Raw genomic sequence first — 22,575 nt, 5'->3', positions numbered from 1 at the left:
CACACCTCCATTGATGAACGATCATTTAGTAAACGAACGCTATGTTATGATCGGCCCCATCGTCAAGCCCGCGCGCTGAGGTTTTCACATGCGCTACTCCACTGAACACAAGCAGCAAACCCGCGAGAAGTTGCTGGCCAGCAGCGGCGCGCTGGCCAAGCGCGGCGGCTTTGCCACCACGGGCGTTGCCGGGCTGATGAACGCCATCGGCCTGACCGGCGGCGCCTTCTACAACCACTTTGCCTCCAAGGACGATCTGTTCACCGAAGTGGTGCGCCGCGAGCTGAGCAACAGCCCCCTCGCCCGCCTGGCCGAGCGCGGCGCCGACCGCCAGCGCTTGGCCCGCTGCCTTGAGCAGTACCTGAGCCTGGCCCACTTGCGCGATGCCGAGGGCGGCTGCCCATTGCCGCCGCTTGGCGTGGAGATCGCCCGCGCCGAGCTGCCGGTACGCGAACAAGCCGAGCATTGGCTGGTGGCCCTGCACAGCGCCTGGAGTAGCACCCTGGAAGACCCCGAGCTGGCCTGGGCACTGATCAGCCAATGCGTCGGTGCGCTGGTGGTCGGGCGCATGCTGGCCAGCGCAGAGGTCCAAGGCCAGGTCCTGGAGGCCAGCCGCAGCTTGGTTGGCAGGGCGCTGAATGAAACCCGCTAGCCTGCTGCTGGGCCTGGCCCTGGCGTTGCCCGCCGCAGCCGATGACGCGTGCCCGCCAGGACAGTACCAGGTGTGCCTGATGGGCTGTTTCTGCGCACCGATCGACCCTGGGCAGGCCGGCCAGATCCTCAAGGATGTCGAGCTGATGGCCTCCTCCAGCCTGGTCTTCGCCCTGCGCCAGGCGCGTGATGAAGCCAACGCCCAGGGCACCGAGCCGATCCCGCTGCATATCCGCGCCCAGCTCGAAAGCTGGTACGACTTCGCCGTGCTCGATGCTGCGCGCTTTCGGGTCGGCAATGAACAGCAAATCAGCGCCGCCAATGCCCTGCTGCAAAACCCTGATGTCAACGCGGTGACCCTAATCGACACCATCATTTTTCGCCATGCCCAGGACGCCGACGACAATGTCGCGCTGTGGGCCCACGAGCTCAAGCATGTGCAGCAGTACCAACAATTGGGCGTCGAAGAGTTCGCCCGACGTTACACGCGCAACTACGACGCGCTGGAGGCGCCGGCCTACCAGGTCGAGGCCGAAGTCGCCAAGGCCTTGCGCGAGCGGCGCTCGGGGCAGGCGCGCTGAGCGCCAGCCCGTCGCAGGCTGCCGTCAGCTGGCGCTGAAACGGGGAATCGCAAGCCCCAGGCTCTCGCGCAGGGTCGTTCCTTCATAGGCCGTTCGGTACACGCCACGCTCTTGCAGCAATGGCACCACCTCCTGGGTAAAGCGGCGCAACTGCCCCGGATGGCCGATGTAGATGTTGAAGCCATCCAACGCCCGCGCCTCGAACCATTCGGCCATCTTCGCCGCCACGCTCTGCGCCGAACCGACGAACGCCCCGGGGCGCAGCTGGCGACCGAACTCGACCGCCTGGCGCAGGCTCAAGCCCTTGTCCCGGGCCTGCTCGGCAATGCGCTTGGCATTGGTGAAGAAGCTGCTGCGCGCGTACTCCAGGCTCTGTTGCGGAAAAGGTGCATCCAGCTCGTACTGGCTGAAGTCGTGCCAGCCGAAATTGCGCCCGAATTCCTTGAGCGCCAGTTCGAAGCTGTGATCGAGCTGATGGTAATGCCGCTCGATTTCGCGGGCATGTTCATCGGTGTCGCCGACATAGATTTCCGCGCCGGGCAACACCAGCAGTTGCTCCGGATCGCGCCCCAGGCGCTGGGCGCGGGCTTTGACATCGCGATAGAACGCCTGCCCCTGCTCGATGCTCGCGGCGTGGGTGAAGATGACATCGGCCGTGGCCGCGCCCAGCGCCCGCCCCTGCTCGGAGTCGCCAGCCTGGAAAATCACCGGCTGGCCCTGGGGTGAGCGCTGGATGTTCAGCGGCCCCACGACCGAAAAGTGCGTGCCCTTATGATTCAAGGCATGCAGCTTGCTCGGATCGAGAAACTGGCCGGTGCGCCGATCACGGGGAAACGCATCGTCCTCGTAGGAGTGCCACAGCCCCTGCACCACCTCGACATGCTCCTGCGCCCGCGCGTAGCGGGTGTCGTAGTCATAGTGCTCGTCGCGGCCATAGTTGCCTGCCGTGCCGGCATCGCCACTGGTGACCACGTTCCAGCCTGCGCGGCCCTTGCTGATCAGGTCCAGCGAGGCCAAGCGCCGGGCGACATTGTACGGCTCGTTGTAGGAGGTGGTCAGGGTGCCGACCAGGCCCAGGTGACGGGTGCTCACCGCCAGCGCCGAGAGCAGGGTCAGCGGCTCCAGGCGGTTGAGGTAATGCGACGGCGAGCCGGGGGTGATGTACTGGCTGTCGACGATGAACATCAGGTCGAACAAGGCCGCTTCGGCCTGGCGGGCAATGTCGATGTACCAGTCGATGTTGACGCTGGCATCGGCTGGCAGCTCAGGGTCGAGCCATAGATTGTGCCGGCCCGGGCCGCCACAACCCATGGTCAGGGCGCCCAGTTTGATCTGTCGGTTGCGCATGGCTGATCGGCTCCTGATGCTTATTCGATATGAACCTGGGCGGTGCGAATCACCTCGCCCCAGCGCGCCTTGTCGGCGGCGATCACTTGGGCAAAACCGGCCGGGCTGCTGCGCTCGACGCTGATGCCCTGCTGGCCGAAGCGCTCGGCGGTTTCTGGCTTGTCGGCGATCACCTCGATGGCGTTGTTCAGGCGTTCGACCAGTGCCGGCTCGGCGCCTTTGGGCAGGACGATACCGAACCAGCCGGAAGCGACGAAGCCAGGCAGGCCGACTTCGTTGGCACTGGGTACCGAGGGCAGCAGCGGTGAGCGTTCGGCACTCGTCAGCACCAGGCCCTTGAGCTTGCCAGCCTGGATCTGCGGGGCGAGCACGGTCAGGGTGTCGACGGCGACATCCACCTCACCACCGAGCAACCCAGTCACGGCCGGAGCACTGCCTTTGTACGGCACGTGCAGCAGGTCGACCCCGGCCAGGTTCTTCAGCAGTTCGCCAGACAGGTGGCAGAGCGTGCCATTGCCGCAGGAGGAATAGCTCAGTGCGCCGGGCTTGGCCTTGGCCTGGTCGATCAGCGCCTGCAGGCTGTCGATCTTGGTTTGTGGCCCTACCGCGACCACATTGGGCACCGAGGCCAACACGGCCACTGGGGTGAAGTCCTTGATCGGGTCGTAACGCACTGCCTGCAAGTTGGGCAGGATCGCCAACTGGCCAGCGGTGGCCAATGACAAGGTGTAGCCATCGGGCTTGGCTTTGGCGACGGCTTCAGCGGCGATCGCGGTGCCGGCGCCGGGCTTGTTGTCGACTACCACCGGTTGGCCAAGGGAAGTCGAGAGCTGTTCGGCGTAGTAGCGGCCAACAGTGTCGGCGGCCCCGCCTGGGGGGAATGGCACGATCAGGGTGAGCGGGCGGCTGGGCCAGTTGTCGGCCTGGGCCAGGGTGGCGGCGCTTAGGGCCAGGGTGGCGAGGATGAGTTTCTTTAGGTTCATGGCTGGCTCATTTTTTGATCATTTTCTGATGTGGTTTGATGGTCTGTTACAGCCCTTCTGGCGCTATCGCGGGGCAAGCCCGCGCCCACACCGCGCGGCTTGCGTAGGAGCGGGCTTGCCCCGCGATAGCGCCCTAGCAGCCCCCTCAGTCCTCACTGAAAGCCACCTTGCGCGTTGCCCGCAGCCGCGGCGACAGCAGCAGCAACACCAACAGCGCAGTGATGACCAGCAGGGTCAGGCTCAAGGGACGGGTGAAAAACACCGTCGCATCGCCGCGCGACAACAGCATCGCGCGGCGCAGGTTCTCTTCCAGCAATGGCCCGAGGATGTAGCCCAGCAACAGTGGCGCCGGTTCGCAGCGCAGCTTGATGAACAGATACCCCAGCAGGCCAAAGGCCATGCTCAGCACCACGTCGAACAGGCTGTTGTTGAGGCTGTACACGCCGATGCAGCAGAACAGCAAAATCGCCGGATACAGCAGGCGATATGGCACCCGCAGCAGCCGCACCCAAATGCCCACCAACGGCAGGTTGAGCACCAGCAGCAACAGGTTGCCGATCCACATGCTCACCACCAGCCCCCAGAACAGCTCTGGGCGCTCGTCGATCACCTGCGGGCCGGGAACGATGCCGTGGATCATCATCGCCCCCGCCATCAGCGCCATCACCGCGTTGGAGGGCAGGCCCATCACCAGCATCGGAATGAACGAGGTCTGTGCCCCGGCGTTGTTGGCCGACTCTGGCGCGGCGACGCCTTCGATGGCGCCTTGGCCGAAACGCGACGGATCCTTGGCCAGGCGCTTTTCCACCAGGTAGGCGGCGAACGCGCCGAGCATGGCGCCACCCCCAGGCAAGATCCCCAGCAGCGCGCCCAAGCCCGTACCACGCAGGATCGGCTTCCACGAGCGGCGATAGTCGTCGCGGCTCGGCAACAAGCGGCCAACCGGGGCCACCTGGCTGCTACCGGCCTGTTCGCGCTCAAGGTTGGCGATGATCTCGGCGATGCCGAACAGGCCCATGGAGATCACCACGAAACTGATGCCGTCAGACAACTGCGGCAGGCCGAAGGTGAAGCGCTCCACCCCGGAATTGACGTCGCTACCCACCAGCCCCAGCAGCAGGCCGAGGATGGTCATGGCCAAGGCCTTGAGCAAATCGCCCTGGGCCAGCACGATGGCCGCGACCAACCCCAGTAGCATCAGCGAGAAGTACTCGGCTGGGCCGAATTTCAAGGCGAAGGCGGCCAACGGCGTGGCCGCCGCCGCCAGCAACAGGATCGCCAGGCTGCCGGCCACGAACGAGCCGATCGCGGCAATCGCCAAGGCCGCCCCGGCCCTGCCCTGACGCGCCATGGCGTGGCCGTCCAGGCACGTCACCACCGACGACGACTCGCCCGGCAGGTTGACCAGAATGGCCGTGGTCGAACCGCCGTACTGGGCGCCGTAATAAATCCCCGCCAGCATGATCAGCGCCGCTGCGGGGCTCAGGCCATAGGTGATCGGCAGCAACATGGCGATGGTCGCCACCGGCCCCAGGCCCGGCAGAACACCGACCAGGGTGCCAAGAGTGACGCCAATCAGGCAGTACAGCAGGTTGTTCAGGGTAAAGGCGGCCTCAAAGCCCAGGCCGAGGTGGTTGAGCAGTTCCATATCGGTCTCTCAAGTCGGCAGCACGGGCAGGTTCAAACCCAGGCCGTAGGCGAACACCAGCACGCTGAATACACCGAGCGCCATGCCCAGCAGCGCCAGCTCGCCGACGCGCGCCTGGCGTCGGGCCAGGCCGCTGAGTACGGTCATCAGCAGCGTTGCCAGGGCCAGGCCCAGGCTTGGCAGCAACCAGGCAAAGGCCAGGATGCTGCCGCTGACCAACAGCCCCGGCCGCCAGCTGAACAGCCGGTCGCCTGCCTGCGCCTCGACGCGCACGGTCAACCCGCGCAGCAGCAGGGCTACGCCCAGCACGCCCAAGGCCGCCGACACCAGCAATGGAAAGTAACCTGCGCCCATGCGCATGGCCGAGCCCAGCGGATAATCGCTGGCCAGCACCACGCCGAGCGTGGCGAAGGACAAAAACAGCCCACCGGCGATCACCTCGCGGGCATCGCCAAGCCCCAGGCGCAGGCTGTTCATGGCTTGGCCTGCGCGGTGGCCGGTTGCAGTGCGGCGGCAAACGAGCTGTCAAACAGGTCGGCCGCAGGATAGGCCTTGATCAGCCCAAGACCTGCGAAGAAGTCCACGGTCTTCTGCGCATCGACGATCACCTGTGGGCTAAGTGGCGCTAGCTCAGTACGCGCACGGGCGAACCAGACCCGGGCAATATCGCGGTCGGCGCGGGTGCGCTTGGCCCAGGCATCGGCATAGGCTTCGGTATTGGCCGGATCCTTCAAGGTCCAGTCACGGGCCTTTTTCATCCGTTGGAGAAAATCGTTGATCTGCGCCCGCTTGCTGTCGACTGCCTTGGCATTGGCGACCACGAAGCTCTGCGCCGGGATCAGCCCTTCGGCGGTCGCCAGCACCCGCGCGCCCTGGCGCTCCTGCTGGGTGACATAGGGCTCCCAGGTGGCAATCACATCCACCGAGCCGCCATCGAGTGCGTGCGAGGCGTCCAGCGCGCTGAGGTAGCGCAGCTCCAGCGAGTCACGCGGTACGCCGGCGTTGTCCAGCGCGCTGAACAGTAGCTGCTGGCTCCACGAACCTTTCCAGATCGCCGCACGTTTGCCGCGCAGGTCTTGCAGGCTGTGGATCGAGGAGTCCTTGCGCGCCAGGATGGCCACCCCGCCAAGGTTCTGCCGGGTCACTGCAATCACTTTGATCGGCGCGCCCAAAGCGCCGAGAAACAGCGGCGGCGCATCGCCCAGCAGGCCGATATCGAGGCTGCCGACGTTGAGCGCCTCGGCCACCGGCGAGCCTGCGGTGAACTGCTTCCATTCCAGGGTATACGGCAAGTCGTCGAGCACCCCGGCCGCTTCCATCACGGCGCGGGCATTGAAGCTCTGATCGCCGACGACCAGGGTCTGCGCGGCGGCGCTGACACTCAGGGTGGTGGCCAGCACAGCGGCGGCCCAGGTTTTCAGGTAACGCACGTTCGTCTCCAGGTGTCGCTTGCGACACAGCAGGTGGCGATCCGCGCGTGCGGTCTCGTCGCTATCGATTGGAAAAAGGGCTCAGGCGTTGCGTGCAGCGACTTTGGCGCGGGTCAGCGGAATCAGCTCGCGGCCATATTCCTCGGCATCGCTAAGCGGATCGAAGCCGCGGATGAGGAAGGTGCTGACGCCCAGCTCGTAATAAGCGAGCAAGGCATCGGCCACCTGTTCAGGCGTGCCGACCAGCGCGGTGGAGTTGTGCCCACCGCCGACCAATCCGGCGATGCCGGTCCACAGCCGTTCATCGACCCGATCACCCTTGGCCACGGTCTCGAGCAGGCGCTGGGCGCCGACGCTCTGCGGTTTGTTGGCAATCACCGGCCCGGCCTGCTCGATGCGCTGGCGCGCCTGGCCAAGGATGGTTTCGGCCTTGGCCCAGGCAGCCTCCTCGGTGGCGGCAATGATCGGCCGGAACGACACGCTGAACTGCACCTCGCGGCCATGCTGCGCAGCCTGCTGGCGCACTGCGGCGATGGTCTCGGCGGTCTGCTCCAGCGACTCGCCCCACAGGGCGAACACATCGGCGTGCTTGCCGGCCACCGCCAGGGCGGCGGGGGACGAGCCGCCAAAGTAGATTGGCAAGTGTGGCTGTTGCAGCGGCTTGATCGCCGAGAAGGCATTCTGCGCCTGATAGTGAGTGCCGGCGTGATCGAACGGCGCTTCACTGGTCCAGACCTTGCGCACCACATCGAGGAACTCGTCGGTGCGCGCGTAGCGCTGATCATGCTCCAGGTAGTCGCCGTCCTTGCGCTGCTCGACGTCGTTACCACCGCTGATCACATGCACCGCCAAGCGACCATCGAGCAGATGTTCAAGCGTCGCCAGCTTGCGTGCGGCCAAGGTCGGCGCGACGAACCCTGGGCGATGGGCCAACAGGAAGTGAATGCGCGAAGTCGCCTGGCCGGCTAGTGCGGTGACCAAAAAGCCGTCCGGCTGATCCGACCAGTAGCCGACCAGAATACGGTCAAAGCCGGCCTGTTCGTGAATGCGCGCAGACTGGGTGATGTAGGCCTTGTCGAAGATCGGCCCTTGCGGGGCGAAGATCTCCGAGGACAGCCGATGGCCAATCATGCCGATGAATTGAACGCTCATGGGAAGGACCTTAGCTTGGCGAAAGAGAGATATGCTTTTTAAATCTAAATAATCGAATGCTTATAAGTTATCGACTTGGTCTTGCCTTGTGAAATTCGTTTTAGGCATAACCTCATGCATTCGACATGCGTAGATTTCAGAACAAAATCGCCTCGCTGTAAATGCAGTATTTGCATATTAGCTTATGCACATTTTGCATTTTGAGAATATCAAGAGGGTTTGCTAGGGTTACCTTCAACCGTCAGAGCGAGCCTGAACCATGAGCCAACCGTTACGCCTGGAGCGCCTGCGTCAGTTCATCGGCGCCCTCTCCGAGCTGCTCGAACAACACCCCGACGAAGCCACCCTGCTCGACCAGGGCCAAGCCTTGCTACGCAGCTTGGTCGCCCACGACGACTGGCTGCCCGAGGCGCTGGCCCAGCCTGACCCGGACCGTTACCAGCAATACTTGCTGCATTGCGATTCGCGCCAGCGCTTCTCGGTAGTCAGCTTCGTCTGGGGCCCGGGGCAGCGCACGCCGATCCACGACCACCGGGTGTGGGGCCTGATCGGCATGCTGCGCGGCGCCGAGTACTCCCAGGGTTTTGCCCAAAGCGAACAGGGCCCCCTGGTAGCTGTGGGGGCGCCGATACGCCTGGACCCAGGCCAGGTAGAAGCGGTCTCGCCGCGCATTGGCGACATCCACCAGGTGAGCAATGCCTTCGCCGACCAAGTGTCGATCAGCATCCACGTCTACGGCGCCAACATCGGTGCGGTGCATCGTGCTGTGTACGCCGTGGACGGCGCCGAGAAAGCCTTCATTTCCGGCTATTGCAATAGCCAACTGCCCAATATCTGGGACCTGTCCAAAGAGAACTCCGCCCCATGAGCACAATCGCCACCCGCAGTTACCCTGACATCCGCCGTGCGTTGCTGGCCTTCGAAGAGCTGGCGCTGATCGACGTGCGCGAAGAGGATCCATTCGCCCAACACCACCCGCTGTTCGCCGCCAACATCCCGCTGTCGAAGCTGGAGCTGGAGATCTACGCCCGCGTGCCGCGCCGCGATACCGCCATCACCCTCTACGACAACGGCGAAGGGCTGGCCGCCATCGCTGCCCAGCGCCTGCGGACGCTCGGCTACAGCGATGTCGCCCTGCTCGAAGGCGGCCTGGCCGGCTGGCGCGAGGCGGGTGGTGAGCTGTTTCGTGACGTCAACGTGCCGAGCAAGGCCTTTGGCGAACTGCTAGAGAGCGTTCGGCACACGCCGTCGCTGGGCGCCGAACAGGTCCAGGCACTGCTCGATGCCAAGGCCGATGTGGTGGTGCTCGACGCCCGCCGCTTCGATGAGTACCAGACCATGAGCATTCCTGGTGGCATCAGTGTGCCGGGAGCAGAGCTGGTGTTGCGCGTCGCTGAGCTGGCGCCCAATCCCAATACCCAGGTCATCGTCAACTGCGCAGGGCGCACGCGCAGCATCATTGGCACTCAATCCCTGCTCAATGCCGGCATCCCCAACCCGGTAGCCGCCCTGCGCAATGGCACCATCGGCTGGACCCTGGCCGGGCAACAGCTGGCCCACGGCCAAGCGCGGCAGTTCAGCGAAGTGAGCGACAGCACCCGCCGCAACGCAGCGCAGCGAGCGCGCCAGGTGGCTGACAAAGCGGGCGTGCTGCGCCTCGACCTGCAGGGCTTGCACATCTGGCAGGCTGAAACCGCGCGCACCACCTACCTGTTCGACGTGCGCACCCCAGAGGAATATGCAGCGGGGCACCTGCCCGGCAGCCGCTCGGTGCCAGGTGGCCAGCTGGTGCAGGAAACCGATCATGTCGCCAGCGTGCGTGGGGCGCGGATCGTGTTGCTGGACGATGACGGCGTGCGCGCCAACATGAGCGCCTCGTGGCTGGCGCAGCTGGGTTGGCAGGTGGCCGTGCTCGATGACCTTCGCCCAGCCGATTTGAGCGAGTCCGGCGATTGGCAAGCGCCCTTGCCTGCCCTGCCCCAGGTCAACGAGATTGGCGTCGACCAGCTGGCCAGCTGGCTTGAAGAGGCAGGCACCGTGGTGCTCGACTTCACCACCAGTGCCAACTACGTCAAGCGGCACATCCCCGGCGCCCATTGGGCCATCCGCGCCCAACTGCCGGCAGCGCTGGAGCAACTGCCGGTCGCCGAGCGCTATGTTCTGACCTGCGGCAGCAGCCTGCTGGCGCGCTTCGCTGCGGTCGACCTGCAAGCACTGACGCGCAAGCCAGTCTATCTGCTCGAAGGCGGCACCGCCCGCTGGATCAGCGCAGGGTTGGCGCTGGAAAGCGGCGAAAGCCATCTGGCCGTGCCCCGCACCGATCGCTATCGCCGCCCCTATGAAGGCACCGATAACCCGCGTGAAGCCATGCAGGGCTACCTGGATTGGGAGTTCGGCCTGATCGCGCAACTGGAGCGCGATGGCACCCACGGCTTCCGCGTGCTGCAAGCCTGAAAAAGAACGGGCCGCTAATGCGGCCCGTTGCGCTTACTCGACGACACCGCAGGCAACCCGCGCGCCCCCTCCACCGAGTTTTTCCGGATGGTCGCTATGGTTGTCGCCGCCGGCATGCACCATCAGCGCATGTCCCTTGAAATCGGCAAGCTTCAGTCGCGGCGCCAGTACCGGGTAGGTGGCCTTGCCATCGGCGCCGACATACAGCGCCGGTAGGTCTCCGCGATGGCCGCTGTCATCGTACGGCCCCTTGTGCGCATTGGTTGCCTCTGGATCCCAGTGGCCACCGGCTGCACCTGCAGCAACCGCCTTGCCGTTTTCTTCTGCCGGCGCGCAGGAGGCCTTTTGATGCAGATGGAAGCCATGCACGCCTGGCGGCAAGTCCTTGAGGTCGGGGGTGAGCACCGCGCCATACTTGCTCTGCTCGATGCTCACGGTGCCAATCGACTTACCCGGGCCATCGGCTCCGGCGAGCTTGAGCTCTACGGTCTGTGCCGCCTGGGCCAGGCCTGCGCTGGCGAGCAATGCAGTCATCAACAGGGTTTTCATCAGTCTTCTCCATGGCTGGGATGGCGTTGGGCATGATCGCCGCAAGCGTTAGCAGTGAGACTGCAACGCTGTGCCGCGATTCCATCGAGCTACAGTCTGAAACACTTAACCCATGCGCTGGCTGACTCAGAAGCCAACGGTGGCCGATACCAGCCAGGTCCGTGGCGTGGACAGGGTCAGGCCGGTGGCGGTGCCCTCCGGAACGTTGGCCGAGGCCCAGTAGGCCTTGTCCAACACGTTTTCGACGCTGGCGCGCAGGGTCACATCCTTGTCGCCGAGCTTGAGGGCATAACGCGCGCCGAGGTCGTAGCGCTGCCAGGCCTCGGCTTTCTGCTGGTTGGCCGCATCCAGGTACTGGCTGCTGGTGTGAATCGCCCGCGCACTGAGGGTCAGGCCTTGGACGTAGGGCAAATCCCACTCCACGCCCAGGTTGGCATTGACCACTGGCGCACCAATGGCGCGATTGCCGTCGAAGCGCCCCTCAACGGTGCGGGTCTGCTTGGCATCGAGCAACATGGCGCCGCCGAGCAGGCGCACACCGGCTAGCGGCTCGCCGAACACATTCAACTCCAGGCCCTGGTTGCGCTGCTCGCCGTCGTCGCGCAGGTTGTTCTGGCTGTCGGTGTAGTAGGACGGCTTGTCGATGCGAAACAGGCTGAGCGTAGCGCCGAAGCTGCCCAGGTCGTACTTGGCGCCGAGCTCGACCTGCTTGCTGCGATAAGGCGCAAATACCTTGCCGTAGTTGGCTGCCGTTTCCGGTGCCTGCTGGCCTTGGGTCAGGCCTTCCATATAGTTGAGGTACAGCGACAGTTGCTCGCTGGTGCGCCAGACCAGCCCCAGCGCCGGCGAGGTAGCGCGCTCATCGTAGACCTGGTCTTGTTCGCCAGGCTCGGAGCTGTTCACCTCCACCCGCTGCAGGCGGGCGCCGAGGGTCAGCAGCACGCTGTCATCGGCAAAGCTCAAGGTATCGGCCAAGGCCAGGCTGGAAAGCACAGTCTCGGTGTGTGTCGGATTATCGGCGCGAGTCGGCGTGCCCGGCTCGGGCAGGGTCACCGGGTCGAACAGGTTGCTCACGCCATTGCGGTAGCGGGCGCCGCTGTTGTCGAAGGTCATGTCGAAGCGATTGAGGCTGACATTCACGGTATGGCCCACCGCACCGGTGTTGAACCAGCTGCGCGCACCGACAGTACCAGTGACCACCTCCTCTTCGCGCTGGAAGGTCCTGGGGCTGACGGTAAAGCGCCCGGCATCGTTGACCAGCTGCACAGCGTGACGCAAAAAGTCATAGTCGCCTTTGCGCGCACCCAGCGCGCCGTAGAGCATCAAGTTGTCGTTGACATCGAACTCGCCCCGCAAGGCGCCGAAGGTGTCCTTGGCCCGCGAATAGGTCCATGGCTGGGCGAAGTTACTGTGAACGTCCTCGGCATCCGGCACCTTCACCCCTGCATTCAAGCTGACGCGTTCCATCGTGCCGTCGACATCGCGCTGCTGATGGCCAACATCCAGCGACAGCCGGGCTCGCTCCCCGCGAACATCGAAACCGAGCACCGACGCCTCGCGCTCGACGGACTGATGATCCCACTCGGTATCGCCCGACTGGCGCACGCCGTTGAAACGCAGGCCAAAGCGCTGCTCTGGGCCGAAGCGGCGGCCGATGTCGATATGGCCGCCCCCTTGGCCAGTCGAGGCGTACAGCGCGGTGATCTCGGTCAGCGGCGCGTCGCCGGCGCGCTTGGGTTCGATGTTGACCCCACCGCCGACACTGCCATTGGGCGCCAGGCCACCAAGCAAGGCGCCGGGGCCTTTGAGAATATCGACCCGCTCGACCATCTCCATGTCGATCGAATAGGTCGGCAGCACGCCATACAGGCCACCGTAGGCAACGTCACTGTTGTACAGGCTGAAGCCACGTACCGAGAATTGCTCGAAGCGCCCGCCAGAGGGGTTGGTGGTGCGCACCGAGGGGTCGTTGGCCACCGCGTCCGCCAGGGTCCTGGCCTGCTGGTTCTGCAGCACCTCGCTGGTGTACGAGGTCATGCTGAACGGGGTTTCCATGAAATCGCGCTCGCCCAACATGCCCAGCTTGCCGCGCCGTGACACCTGCCCGCCGGCGTAGGCATCGTCGCCAGCGCCCTGGCCCTGGCCATTGATGGTGGTGCTGGGCAGCACATGCGCGGGGTCATCCTGCAGCGCTTGACGGGCCAGGGTATAGCTACCCGGACCCGCCGCGACCAGCATCAGGCCCGAGCCGCGCAGCAGTGCATTGAAGCCCTCCTCCACGGCGAACTCGCCCTGCAACCCGGCGCTGCTGCGCCCGGCCACCAGCGCCGGGTCCACCGACAGACTAACCCCGGCCTGGCCGGCAAAGCGGGTCAAGGCATTGCTCAGGCTGCCCGCCGCAATCTGATAACTGCGCCGCGGCGCGTCCTCTGCCCAGCCTGCGCCAGGCAGGCCGAGGACAAGCACGAGGCCGGCGCGCAGCAGTTGCGCGGTCAAGGGGCGAAGCAGGGGCGTGAGGGACATCCGAAGCGCTCTTGTTGGAGGAGTGATGCCACTGATGACAAGCGAGTCGGAAAAAGGGGACAGGCGTCAGGCAAGTTTTTTGCGCGCCGTCAGCGACACCCAATAACGGCTGCGGTAATGCACCTCGAGCGGCAGGCTGGCGGCCAGCAGGGCGAGGATCCGCTCGCTGTCGTCCAGTTGGAAGGTGCCGGTCACCGCCAGGCGCTCGAGCAGCGGGTCCCACCGCAGCAGGCCGGGCCGGTAGCGGTCAAGCTCCCGCAAAAAGTCGCCCAACGGCTGGTTGTCGACGATCAACAGGCCCTGGCGCCAACCCGGCAACTGCGCATCGAAAGCTCGCGTCGGGCCGACCCCGCTGCTCGACAACAGCGCCTGCTGCCCGCTCTGTAGTTGCACCGGCGCGCCACGCAGCGGCTGCAAGCTGACGTGCCCCTGGCTAACCGACACCAGGCAGCCCTGTGCTTGCAGCCTTACACAGAAGCTCGCGCGGGTAGCCACTGCCAAGCCTTGCGGCAGGCTCACCTGCACAGGGCCAAGGCTGTCGAGGGCGATTTCGCCCTCCAGCAGTTGCACGCGGGCAAGCCCTTCGCCGACCTCGAGGTTGACCGCACTGGCAGTATTGAGCTGCAGCCGACTGCCATCGGCCAACTGCAAGGTGCGTCGTTCGCCAGTGGCGGTGTGCAGGTCGGCGCGCCAGCGCTGCATCGGCAGCTGCTGGTAGCCGAACCAGGCCAACGGTGCCAGCGCGCCCAGGGCCAACGCCTGGCCGAGCAGCTTGCGGCGATCGAGCTGCGGGCGGTCAAGGCAGGCCACCGCCAGCGGCGCTGGCACTGCGGCAAAGCGCTGGCGCAGCGCCTCGGCTTTTTGCCAAAGCGCCTCATGTGCAGTGCTGCGGCCACGCCATTGCGCCAGCGCCGCAGCCCGCTCGGCGTCCAGCTCGCCGGCATCGCACAGGGTCAGCCAGTGCGCGGCTTCACGGGCCAGCTGACGCGCCTGGGCATCGACCTGGGCGCTCACAGGTCCACCAGCAGGCAATGCTCGTAGGCCTTGGCCATGTAGCGTTTGACGGTACGCTCAGAGACGCCCAGACGCTCGCCGATGGTGCTGTAGTCGATACCTTCGAGTTGCGACCAGAGAAACGCCTGACGCACTGCGCGTGGCAGGCCATCGAGCAGTTCATCCAGCGCGTGCAAGGTCTCCAGCAGCAACCAGCGCTGCTCCGGCGACGGCGCTAGCGCCTGCGGCAGGTTGGCCAGCGCTTCCAGGTAAGCTCGCTCAAGACTACGGCGCTGGTAATGATTGACCAGCAGCCGCTTGCCCACGGTCAGCAGATAGGCCCGCGGCTCACGCAGACTCGGCAGGGTTTGCGTGTGCTGGGCGGCCAGCACCCGGACGAAGGTGTCCTGAGCCAGGTCGGCAGCCTCCCAGCTGTCGCCCAAGCGCCTGCGCAGCCAGCTTTCCAGCCAGCTGCGGTGGTCGCGATAAAGTGTGCTGAGGGACGCTTGGGGTGCCGCGGCAGAGTCAGGCATTCGTTGGCACGCTAGGGGCTGGAAACATGAATGCGAGTGATTCTAATTGCTTGTCGCGCTAGCGCCAATAGCCTACGCGCACGTGCGAGACTGCTACTGGCTGTCGTGCACCCCCGCAGCATGCCGCCCGGCGATATAACCGAAGGTCATCGCCGGCCCCAGGTTGATCCCGCCGGAGGGATAGAAGCCGGCCATGACGCTGGCCATGTCGGTGCCCACGGCGTAAAGGCCGGCGATTGGCGCTGAGTTGCGGTCCAGCACTTGCGCATGGCCGTTGGTTTTTAGCCCCGCGAAGGTGCCAAAGCTGCCGGGCCGCACTTTTACCGCGTAGAACGGAGCGTGCTCGATAGGCGCCACACAAGGGTTCCCCTCGGTGATCAGTGGATCGCCCTGCTTGCGGTTATACGGCGTCGAACCGCGGCCAAATTGCGGGTCTTCCCCCCTGCGCGCATGGGTGTTGAAGTCGCGCACGGTCTCTAGCAAACCTAGCGGATCGATGCCACAGGCCTTGGCCAGGGCTTGGATGCTGTCTGCGCGCTGCAAATAGCCGCTGCGCACAGCAGGCCCAACCGGTAGCGGGAACGGGCGCGAATGGCCCAGGCCAAAGCGGCGCTGGAACCGGTGATCGCAGATCAGCCACGAGGCCACCTCTTCATCCGCCGGTGCTGCGGCGACCATGGCCGCGGTGTAGTCGTAGTAGCCGTCGGCCTCATTGACGAAGCGCTTGCCGGTGGACAGCACGCCGATCAGGCCGGGTTTGGCCCGGTCGATGATGTGTGGGAAATGTCCGCTGCTGCCATCGACGTGGCGTACCAGCGAAACCGGCGCCCACGCCGCTGGCGAGGCGACATCGAGCTCTAGCACCGCACCGACTGACTCGCCCAGGCTGATGCCATCACCGCAGCATTCTTCTGGCGGCAAGGCAAGATGGTCGCTCGCTGCAAAGGTGCGCGGGAACAGGGCCTGGCGCCGTGCCTTGTCGTTGGCAAAGCCGCCCGCCGCCAGCACCACACCCTTGCTGGCATGGATGCGCAGTGGGCCGTCCGGGCTGTCGACCAGCGCGCCCAGCACCCGGCCTTGTTCGAAAATCAGTTGGCGCGCCGGCGCGGATTCGATCAGCTCAACCCCCAGGTCAACCGCTGACTTGGCCAGGCGCCCCACCAGCGCAACGCCATTGACCAGGTGCATGGCGCGGCCATGCACGGCTAGATCGCGCAGGTGCCTGATCAAGCGTTTGCTCACATGCAGGAACGCTTTGAACGAACGGGTCATGCTCAGAAACGCCGCCAGGTCGGCGCCGGCCATGATCGGCATACCCAGGAATGACGTCTCGCGCAGGGTCTTGCGCATACGGCGGATCAGCGTGCCCATCTGCCTGGCGTCATAAGGCGCAGCGATCACTTGATGGCCCTGCAGCGCTGCGCCCGGTACGTTGCCGTGGATATCAGGAATGGCATTGCCATCGAGCCATTTCACGCAGGTGTGCTGCTCGAAGAACGCCACCATGCGCGGTGCATTGTCGAGAAAGGCATCGATTCGCTCAGCATCGTAGCGCGCGCCCAATTCATGCTTGAGGTAAGTGCGCGGCTGCTGCGGGTCTTCATCGATGCCGGCGCGCTTGGCCAGCGGGTTGCCAGGCACCCACAGCCAGCCACCCGACCAGGCGCTGGCGCCGCCGAACGTTGCGTGCTTTTCCACCACGATGACCTTTAGCCCCTGGTGAGCAGCGGTTACCGCTGCGGCCAAGCCCGAGGCGCCCGAGCCGATCACCAGCAAGTCACACTCCAGACGCTTCACGCTTGAGTCCCCTGTTGGGCGTTGATGGCCGTAAGCCCTGGGCTCATCAGGGCGGGCGAGCCGGGAATCAACTGCTGGATTTCGGCGGCCGCCGCGAGCAACGCCGGGGCGATCTGGTGCAAGCGCGCTTCGCCAAGGCGAAACACCGGCCCGGCAACGCTGAGCACGCCAATCGCCTTGCCACTGCGCGGATGCATCAACGGCACGGCGATAGCCGCCATCCAATCGGCGAAGGTCTGAATCGCCAGCGCATAGCCCAAGGTGCGCGCCGATTCGATTCGCGGCAGCAGCGTTTCTACGCTCTGGGGCGCGTTAGGACCGTAGTGTTCTGCCCGACCAAAACCCTGCTGCTCGACCAGTGCCAATGCGCGCTGGTTATCCAGGGTCGCCAGCCACGCGTAGCCACTGGCCGAACAGGAGAGCTTGGCCTCCATGCCCATGTCAGGGTCATAGCGCAGCCCGGCGCGGGCGCCTTGGGCGCGGGCCACCCAGGTCAAACAGTCCTCGTCCACCACCGACAGACGCACCAGCTCGCCCACCTCGGCGGCCAGGCGATTGAGCACCGGCTGCACCGCATCGACCGTGCCATCGGCGCCCAGGTGAGTGAACGCCAGCACCTGCAGCTTGCAAGTCAGCACATAGGTGCCACGCTCCTGTTGCTGACGCACGTAGCCGTTTTCACACAGGGTGTTCAACAGCCGGTGGGTGGCGCTGCGGGGAATATGCAGGGTGTCCGAGATGTCGCTAAGGGCGATGCCTTGAGCGCTGCTGGCGAGCATTTCGAGGATCGCCAAGCCACGCTCGAGCAAGCCTGCGTGGGTCGATTCGGTGTTACTCACAGCGCTTGGCATAACGGTCTCCTGCTTGGCGCATAGGGCGCCGGGGATTGACTGGCAGAGGTTTTTTGCGAAGTGACTGGAAAACTATTCCAGTTTCGCTCGCAGTGTCAATTAGCCCGTTTTTGCTGGGCGAAACGGCTGCAAGTCAATCCGCCAAGTGCAGTTGAGTGCGGTTACCGAACGCAAAAAAGGGCCGAAACCGGCGTTTACCCTGCGACGGGTTTTTTCCCTTGATTTGAAACTGGAACTCAGTTCTAACTAAAAAGACAACCGCTCCTGGCACCTCCTGGCAGGGCCCGGGCGAAGCGCATTTCTGCGAACCGAGAACGAGAGTCGAGCATGAGCGATCGCGTATTTTCCCTGGCTGCCCTGACCGTCCTGGAGCTGTCCCCACCTGACATGGTCGAGGTCGCCGCCCGCGCCGGGTACAGTCACGTAGGCTTGCGCCTGGAGCCGGCAACCGCCCAGGAGCAGCACTTTGCGTTGATGGCCGATGCCGGCTTACGCCGCCAGACCCACCAGCGCCTGAGCGACACCGGGGTGAAGGTGTTGGACGTGGAAATCCTGCGCTTGAAAGCAGACACGCAAGTGGCAGATTTTCGCGCCCTGCTCGAAGTCGGCGCCGAGTTTGGCGCGAGCGAACTGCTGGTCGCGGGCAACGATGCCAATGAACAGCGGCTGGCGGAGAACTTCGCCGCGCTGTGCGATCTGGCCAAGCCCTTTGGCATTTACCCGCACCTGGAGTTCATGCCCTGGACCGACGCCCGCGATCTGGCCCAGGCCTTGCGAATTGTCGAATGCGCCGGGCGCAGCAACGCCGGAGTACTGGTCGACGCCTTTCACTTCGATCGCTCCGGCTCGTCACTGGCGCAGCTGGCAAACGCCGTAGCACAACAGCCGCAACGCTTTCGCTATGCGCAGTTGTGCGATGTGGCCGGCCCACGCCCGGATGACATGGATGAGATCCTGCGCCAGGCACGTAATGAACGGCGCTTCCCCGGCGACGGCGATTGCGACCTGCACGGGTTGTTGAGCGCCCTGCCTGAGGCCATCGCGCTGAGCCTTGAGATCCCCACCCGGCAGTTGCTCGAACAAGGCGTCAGCGCCTTCGAGCGGGCGAAGATGGCACTCGACAAAACCCGCGCGCTGCTGCAAAGCCGCTGAGCCACCGCGCTGGCTTCTTCGCGGGCAAGCTCGCTCCCACAGTGTCCGAGCCGATCACAGCCGTTGCGGCGCACATGATCCTGTAGGAGTGGGCTTGCCCGCGATGAGGCCGGGATAGCCACACAAGATAACTGCGCCCCTTCGCTCACTGTCATGCGCACCGCGCCACCTGCCCTCGCATCTGTCGATAGCCTAAAAGCGCCACCAGTAAAACCGCTGCGCCAGCCACCAACGCCAGCTGAAAACCGGCATTGGCACCCCGCAGATCCACCATCTGCCCCGCCCCCGCCGCGCCGAACGCCACGCCGACATTCAGCCCTGCCAGCAACCAGGTCATGCCCTCGGTCAGTTGGCTGTCAGGCACGATGCGTTCGACCAGCGACATCGCCACGATCATGGTCGGTGCAAAAAACACCCCTGCAACCAGTACTGCCACGGCCAGGCCCGCGATGTTCCCCGCCCACAACAAGGGCAAGGTGGTCACCGCCGTGGCCAACCCACCGAGCAAAAGCAATCTGGGCAACGGCGATTGCAGCTCGAGTGCACCGAACACCAGCCCAGCCGCGCACGAGCCAATGGCGTAACACGACAACACCAGGCTGGCCGCAGCCGGCCTGCCCTGCTGCTCGGCGAAGGCCACACTGACGATGTCGACAGTGCCTACGATCACCCCCATGGCGACCATCAACAGCGCCAACAGCTGCACACCGCCAAGACGCAAGACCGAGGCTTGCCGCTGAGCTGTCGCCGCCCTTGGCTGTAGCGCTGGCTCAGTACCCACCTGGGCTACCAGCGCGAACACGCCGATAGCCAACAACAGGGCGGCAACCAGCGGACCTGCTTGGGCAAACAGCACCACACTGAAACCGACCGACAACGGCGGGCCGGCGATGAAAGTCACTTCATCGAGGACGGTCTCTAACGCGTAGGCCGTCTGTAGATTGGCCTGGCCGCGATACAGCGCCGTCCAGCGCGCGCGCACCATGGCCGACATGCTCGGCATGCAGCCGGCCAACGCCGCGCTGGCCAGCAGCGCCCAGACCGGCGCCTGCCAATAGCTGAAAGCCAGCAGCAGCAAAATCCCCAGCACGCTCAGCGCAGCAGCCAGCGGCAACACCCGCCGCTGGCCGTGTTGATCGACCAAGCGTGAAACCTGTGGCGAGAGCACGGCAAAGGTCAGCACAAAGGTGGCCGACACCGCGCCGGCCAGGGCATAACTGCCGCGCAGTTGCGACAGCATGGTGATGATGCCGATGCCGGTCATGGGCAATGGCAGACGGGCCAACAGCCCGGCCAGGGTAAAGCCCTTGGCGCCCGGCACTTGAAACAACTCGCGGTATGGATTTGCCATGCCCGATGATCCTTATCGATAGGGCCCGAAACGCAAGGCCGAGTTATACATACACACCGTATGTTTAAAAACTCTATTATCATACGAATCGTATGTAAAGCCCTTCACCCAGGAGACAGCATGGTCAGACGCACCCGCGCGCAGATGGAACAGACCCGCGCCCTACTCATCGAAACCGCACGCCGGGTATTTAGCGAGCAGGGTTATAGCGAGGTCTCACTGGATGACCTGACCGCCCAAGCCGGGCTGACCCGTGGTGCGCTGTATCATCATTTCAGCGACAAAAAGGGCTTGTTCCAAGCAGTGGTCGGGCACATCGACGCCGAGATGGACGCCCGCCTGCAAGCCATATCGGACCACGCCCAAGACCCTTGGGCCGGGTTCAGCAACCGTTGTCGCGCCTACCTTGAGATGGCCCGCGAACCTGAGATTCAACGCATCGTGCTACGTGATGCGCGCGCCGTGCTTGGCGCCCCCACGCCAGCGGCGCAGTTGCACTGCGTGAGTTCTTTGCAGGTGCTGCTCGAAGGCTTGATGGCCGAAAACATCGTCGTCGCGACCGCCCCTCAAGCCTTGGCATCGATGATTCAAGGCGCCTTGGCGGAAACCGCATTGTGGATTGCCAATGGCGCTGACCAACCTGAGCGACTTGAGCAAGGGTTGGCTGCGGTGCAGTTGCTGCTCGACGGCATTCGGCGACCATTGCCAACCGCTCACGCTTAGAGCGAAACAGAATAATACCGTCGGTCGCCCCAGCATGAGCCTTCTTGCGAGCTTGCATGTCCGAAGCTAATAGTTAATTCAATTGCCTGGGGAGGCACTTAACATGCGACCGCGTTTCGTTGTAGTTCCGGCTGTGCCTATGGAAAAGCCATACCTTGAGCGAGGGGTGCGTTTCTATTCAGGCCTGTGCACCGGCTTCGACCTCTACGACAACGTTGAGAAAATGAGGCTCAAGCCAACCTTCAACTTGCGCGCCGATGCCGAAGCCGAATGCTTGCGGCGAAATCAGGCGGGGATCGGTTGAGTTCAGCGCTGGGGCTCGGCTCGCGGTGGCTGCTGGCGCTGCCACACTTGCAGATTTCGCTGCAGCCATTGCTGGGGTAAGTCGCTGGCGACGATCTCTGTCATCTTCTGCGCCAGCTGCTCGCGCAGCCGTGGCTGGTTGCAGGGCGATGCCTGCGACAGCGCCAGGTACAATCCTTCACTGGAAACCGCCGGCTGCAGGACCTGCAACCCCTTGTCCAAGCCCAATGTCTGCGCCAGCGCCATGCCTGGATACTGCTCATAGATCAGGTAGTCGTTGCGCTTGTGCACCAATTTCAGAAACGCCTGGCTGGCGCTGGGCACCGCTTCGAGGTTGAGGTTGGCCTTGGCGTAGTCGTCGAAGGCCTGGCCATGGCTGTTGTTGACCAAGGTGCCGCCATTGCGCCCTTTGAGGTCAGCCCAACCGTGATAGGCAAAGCCTTCACCCCGGCGCACCCAAACCACGCTGGGGGTCGAGAGAAACGCGGGTTTGATGAAGTCCATGGTCTGTTGCCGGGCTTGGGTGATGAAGTAGCCGGCCATCATGTCGATGCTGCCGGTACGCACATCTTCCTGGGCCCGTGACCAGGGGCCGCTATAGACCACCTGCACCTCAAGCCCAAGCGTTTTGGCCAGGTGCTTGAGCAAGTCGGCATTGGCGCCGATCAGCTGCTCTGGGTTGTCTGGGTCACGCCACAGATAGGGGGGATATTCAGGATTGCCTGTGGCGGTCAGGTGTCGACAGTCGTCGGCTGCCAGGGCCAGCTTGGGGGTCAACACCCAACACAGCACCAGCAACCACAACCGCCCGGGGCGGCGCTCGATCATGTGCGAGCCTACGTCATCAATGACAGGGGAGTTCAGCCAGTCTGGACCAGAATCTGCCGGCCGCCAGCGTAGCGTGCACAGCCCTTGAAGCCCCTAGCGACTTCGAGAATCAAGACCATTACCTTGAAGCCAATTAAATGAAAGCTTCTGTGGGTATGAAAATCGAACAGATATTTGCAGCGTTCAACACCCGCAGCAGGCTTTTATGAAATGTCTGGGCGCTAAGGCCAGACAGGTGAATGCGGCGATGAACCGCAGGAATGTGCATGGCCGTTAGAAGCTAACGGCCCGCGCCAAGGCTAATGGCTACACCGCCCACGGCGGATTGACAATTACTGAGGCCACGGCAATTGTCATGCCCACGACTGCGATCATCCGAACCAAGCGAACGTTCTTAGCGAGCAGAGACACCGGTATCAAAAAGATCCCGACAGTAGCCAGGAAAAAATTGAAGGCGGTAAGTGTATTGACGCCAACCAGATGCAGTGTCAAGCAAACGATGAACGTCAGCAGTCCACACAGCATCAGAATTATCGTTTCATGATAGGCACTCGGCGCTTGTGAGCTAGCAGCTTTACTCATTTGTCTTCCTTCAGTGGGAGGCCGCTTTAACGACCACTCATAACGTACGACTGTCGAGAGCCTTTCAGGGCCTCACGATGTCGCAGGTATCCATCGCAAACCTATGCGATAGCTGCGCTATCGGCTGCAAGGGCAGTTTTCTTG

General features: G+C 64.1%; 22 protein-coding genes. 7 read left to right on the top strand and 15 right to left on the bottom strand.

Going from position 1 to position 22,575, the window contains the following annotated elements; all coding sequences use genetic code 11:
* The first annotated feature begins 88 nt into the window (after nucleotides 1-88).
* Together HU737_RS07730 and HU737_RS07725 are read left to right on the top strand one after the other, a co-directional pair.
* Complete coding sequence (locus HU737_RS07730; protein ID WP_186553470.1) at nucleotides 89-652, top strand: TetR/AcrR family transcriptional regulator; 564 nt, start codon at nucleotides 89-91, stop codon at nucleotides 650-652.
* Nucleotides 639-1,232, top strand: coding sequence for an eCIS core domain-containing protein (locus HU737_RS07725; RefSeq protein ID WP_186553471.1), 594 nt, complete (start codon nucleotides 639-641; stop codon nucleotides 1,230-1,232). Before HU737_RS07730 ends, HU737_RS07725 begins: the two co-directional genes overlap by 14 nt.
* 24 nt (nucleotides 1,233-1,256) lie before the next feature.
* Here HU737_RS07725 and HU737_RS07720 read toward each other — a convergent pair whose 3' ends face one another.
* The 6 genes from HU737_RS07720 to HU737_RS07695 form a co-directional block, all read right to left on the bottom strand.
* The gene (locus tag HU737_RS07720; protein WP_186553472.1) at nucleotides 1,257-2,579 is read right to left on the bottom strand and encodes an LLM class flavin-dependent oxidoreductase; all 1,323 of its coding nucleotides are present in this window, start codon (nucleotides 2,577-2,579) and stop codon (nucleotides 1,257-1,259) included.
* 20 nt (nucleotides 2,580-2,599) lie between these two features.
* A complete protein-coding gene (locus HU737_RS07715; RefSeq protein WP_186553473.1) occupies nucleotides 2,600-3,562 on the bottom strand; it encodes a Bug family tripartite tricarboxylate transporter substrate binding protein in 963 nt (320 codons plus the stop codon).
* A 145-nt stretch (nucleotides 3,563-3,707) separates the two neighbouring features.
* Nucleotides 3,708-5,210, bottom strand: a complete 1,503-nt coding sequence (locus tag HU737_RS07710; RefSeq protein WP_186553474.1) for a tripartite tricarboxylate transporter permease — start codon at nucleotides 5,208-5,210, stop codon at nucleotides 3,708-3,710.
* Between the two features lie 9 nt (nucleotides 5,211-5,219).
* A complete protein-coding gene (locus HU737_RS07705) occupies nucleotides 5,220-5,687 on the bottom strand; it encodes a tripartite tricarboxylate transporter TctB family protein (RefSeq protein WP_225915594.1) in 468 nt (155 codons plus the stop codon).
* Complete coding sequence (locus HU737_RS07700) at nucleotides 5,684-6,640, bottom strand: ABC transporter substrate-binding protein (RefSeq protein WP_186553475.1); 957 nt, start codon at nucleotides 6,638-6,640, stop codon at nucleotides 5,684-5,686. The genes HU737_RS07705 and HU737_RS07700 overlap by 4 nt, the downstream gene beginning before the upstream one ends.
* Before the next feature lie 81 nt (nucleotides 6,641-6,721).
* Nucleotides 6,722-7,792: an LLM class flavin-dependent oxidoreductase gene (locus HU737_RS07695; RefSeq protein ID WP_186553476.1), complete on the bottom strand. Its 1,071-nt coding sequence runs from the start codon at nucleotides 7,790-7,792 to the stop codon at nucleotides 6,722-6,724.
* Nucleotides 7,793-8,051: 259 nt separating this feature from the next.
* Here HU737_RS07695 and HU737_RS07690 point away from each other — a divergent pair, with 259 nt between their 5' ends.
* Together HU737_RS07690 and HU737_RS07685 are read left to right on the top strand one after the other, a co-directional pair.
* Complete coding sequence (locus HU737_RS07690; protein ID WP_186553477.1) at nucleotides 8,052-8,660, top strand: cysteine dioxygenase family protein; 609 nt, start codon at nucleotides 8,052-8,054, stop codon at nucleotides 8,658-8,660.
* Complete coding sequence (locus HU737_RS07685) at nucleotides 8,657-10,246, top strand: rhodanese-related sulfurtransferase (protein WP_186553478.1); 1,590 nt, start codon at nucleotides 8,657-8,659, stop codon at nucleotides 10,244-10,246. Before HU737_RS07690 ends, HU737_RS07685 begins: the two co-directional genes overlap by 4 nt.
* A gap of 33 nt (nucleotides 10,247-10,279) precedes the next feature.
* Here the strand turns inward: HU737_RS07685 and sodC are convergent, their stop codons facing one another.
* The 6 genes from sodC to HU737_RS07655 all read right to left on the bottom strand — a co-directional run bounded on the left by sodC (nucleotide 10,280) and on the right by HU737_RS07655 (nucleotide 17,492).
* Nucleotides 10,280-10,795 (bottom strand): superoxide dismutase family protein, encoded by a 516-nt coding sequence (gene sodC / locus HU737_RS07680; protein ID WP_186553479.1) that lies wholly within the window; start codon nucleotides 10,793-10,795, stop codon nucleotides 10,280-10,282.
* A gap of 126 nt (nucleotides 10,796-10,921) precedes the next feature.
* Nucleotides 10,922-13,318 (bottom strand): TonB-dependent receptor, encoded by a 2,397-nt coding sequence (locus HU737_RS07675; RefSeq protein WP_186553480.1) that lies wholly within the window; start codon nucleotides 13,316-13,318, stop codon nucleotides 10,922-10,924.
* Nucleotides 13,319-13,384: 66 nt separating this feature from the next.
* Nucleotides 13,385-14,332, bottom strand: a complete 948-nt coding sequence (locus HU737_RS07670; RefSeq protein WP_186553481.1) for a FecR domain-containing protein — start codon at nucleotides 14,330-14,332, stop codon at nucleotides 13,385-13,387.
* On the bottom strand, nucleotides 14,329-14,844 hold the full coding sequence (locus HU737_RS07665; protein ID WP_186553482.1) for a sigma-70 family RNA polymerase sigma factor: 516 nt from the start codon (nucleotides 14,842-14,844) through the stop codon (nucleotides 14,329-14,331). Before HU737_RS07665 ends, HU737_RS07670 begins: the two co-directional genes overlap by 4 nt.
* A 93-nt stretch (nucleotides 14,845-14,937) precedes the next feature.
* Nucleotides 14,938-16,641, bottom strand: coding sequence for an FAD-dependent oxidoreductase (locus HU737_RS07660; RefSeq protein WP_186553483.1), 1,704 nt, complete (start codon nucleotides 16,639-16,641; stop codon nucleotides 14,938-14,940).
* Nucleotides 16,638-17,492 carry an IclR family transcriptional regulator gene (locus tag HU737_RS07655; RefSeq protein ID WP_186553484.1) on the bottom strand — a complete coding sequence of 285 codons (855 nt, stop codon included), beginning with the start codon at nucleotides 17,490-17,492 and terminating at the stop codon, nucleotides 16,638-16,640. The genes HU737_RS07660 and HU737_RS07655 overlap by 4 nt, the downstream gene beginning before the upstream one ends.
* Nucleotides 17,493-17,819: 327 nt before the next feature.
* Between HU737_RS07655 and HU737_RS07650 the strand changes: the two genes are divergently transcribed.
* Nucleotides 17,820-18,644: a sugar phosphate isomerase/epimerase family protein gene (locus HU737_RS07650; protein WP_186553485.1), complete on the top strand. Its 825-nt coding sequence runs from the start codon at nucleotides 17,820-17,822 to the stop codon at nucleotides 18,642-18,644.
* Between the two features lie 151 nt (nucleotides 18,645-18,795).
* On the opposite strand, the gene HU737_RS07645 is transcribed toward HU737_RS07650, so the two are convergent.
* Nucleotides 18,796-19,995 (bottom strand): MFS transporter, encoded by a 1,200-nt coding sequence (locus tag HU737_RS07645; RefSeq protein ID WP_186553486.1) that lies wholly within the window; start codon nucleotides 19,993-19,995, stop codon nucleotides 18,796-18,798.
* 120 nt (nucleotides 19,996-20,115) lie between these two features.
* On the opposite strand from HU737_RS07645, the gene HU737_RS07640 reads away from it, so the two are divergent.
* Both HU737_RS07640 and HU737_RS07635 read left to right on the top strand, forming a co-directional pair.
* Entirely contained in the window at nucleotides 20,116-20,718 is a 603-nt protein-coding gene (locus tag HU737_RS07640; protein ID WP_186553487.1) for a TetR/AcrR family transcriptional regulator, read from the top strand.
* 139 nt (nucleotides 20,719-20,857) lie between these two features.
* Nucleotides 20,858-21,022 carry a hypothetical protein gene (locus HU737_RS07635; RefSeq protein ID WP_225915593.1) on the top strand — a complete coding sequence of 55 codons (165 nt, stop codon included), beginning with the start codon at nucleotides 20,858-20,860 and terminating at the stop codon, nucleotides 21,020-21,022.
* Between the two features lie 2 nt (nucleotides 21,023-21,024).
* On the opposite strand, the gene HU737_RS07630 is transcribed toward HU737_RS07635, so the two are convergent.
* Together HU737_RS07630 and HU737_RS07625 are read right to left on the bottom strand one after the other, a co-directional pair.
* The gene (locus HU737_RS07630; protein WP_186553489.1) at nucleotides 21,025-21,849 is read right to left on the bottom strand and encodes a substrate-binding periplasmic protein; all 825 of its coding nucleotides are present in this window, start codon (nucleotides 21,847-21,849) and stop codon (nucleotides 21,025-21,027) included.
* Nucleotides 21,850-22,155: 306 nt separating this feature from the next.
* Complete coding sequence (locus HU737_RS07625) at nucleotides 22,156-22,431, bottom strand: hypothetical protein (RefSeq protein ID WP_186553490.1); 276 nt, start codon at nucleotides 22,429-22,431, stop codon at nucleotides 22,156-22,158.
* Nucleotides 22,432-22,575 lie beyond the last annotated feature (144 nt).

Origin of the sequence: Pseudomonas urmiensis (assembly GCF_014268815.2) — a bacterium.
Classification (GTDB): Bacteria; Pseudomonadota; Gammaproteobacteria; order Pseudomonadales; family Pseudomonadaceae; genus Aquipseudomonas; species Aquipseudomonas urmiensis.
The sequence above is the reverse complement of the archived record's forward strand: the minus strand, read 5'-3'. Positions and strand labels throughout refer to the sequence as shown.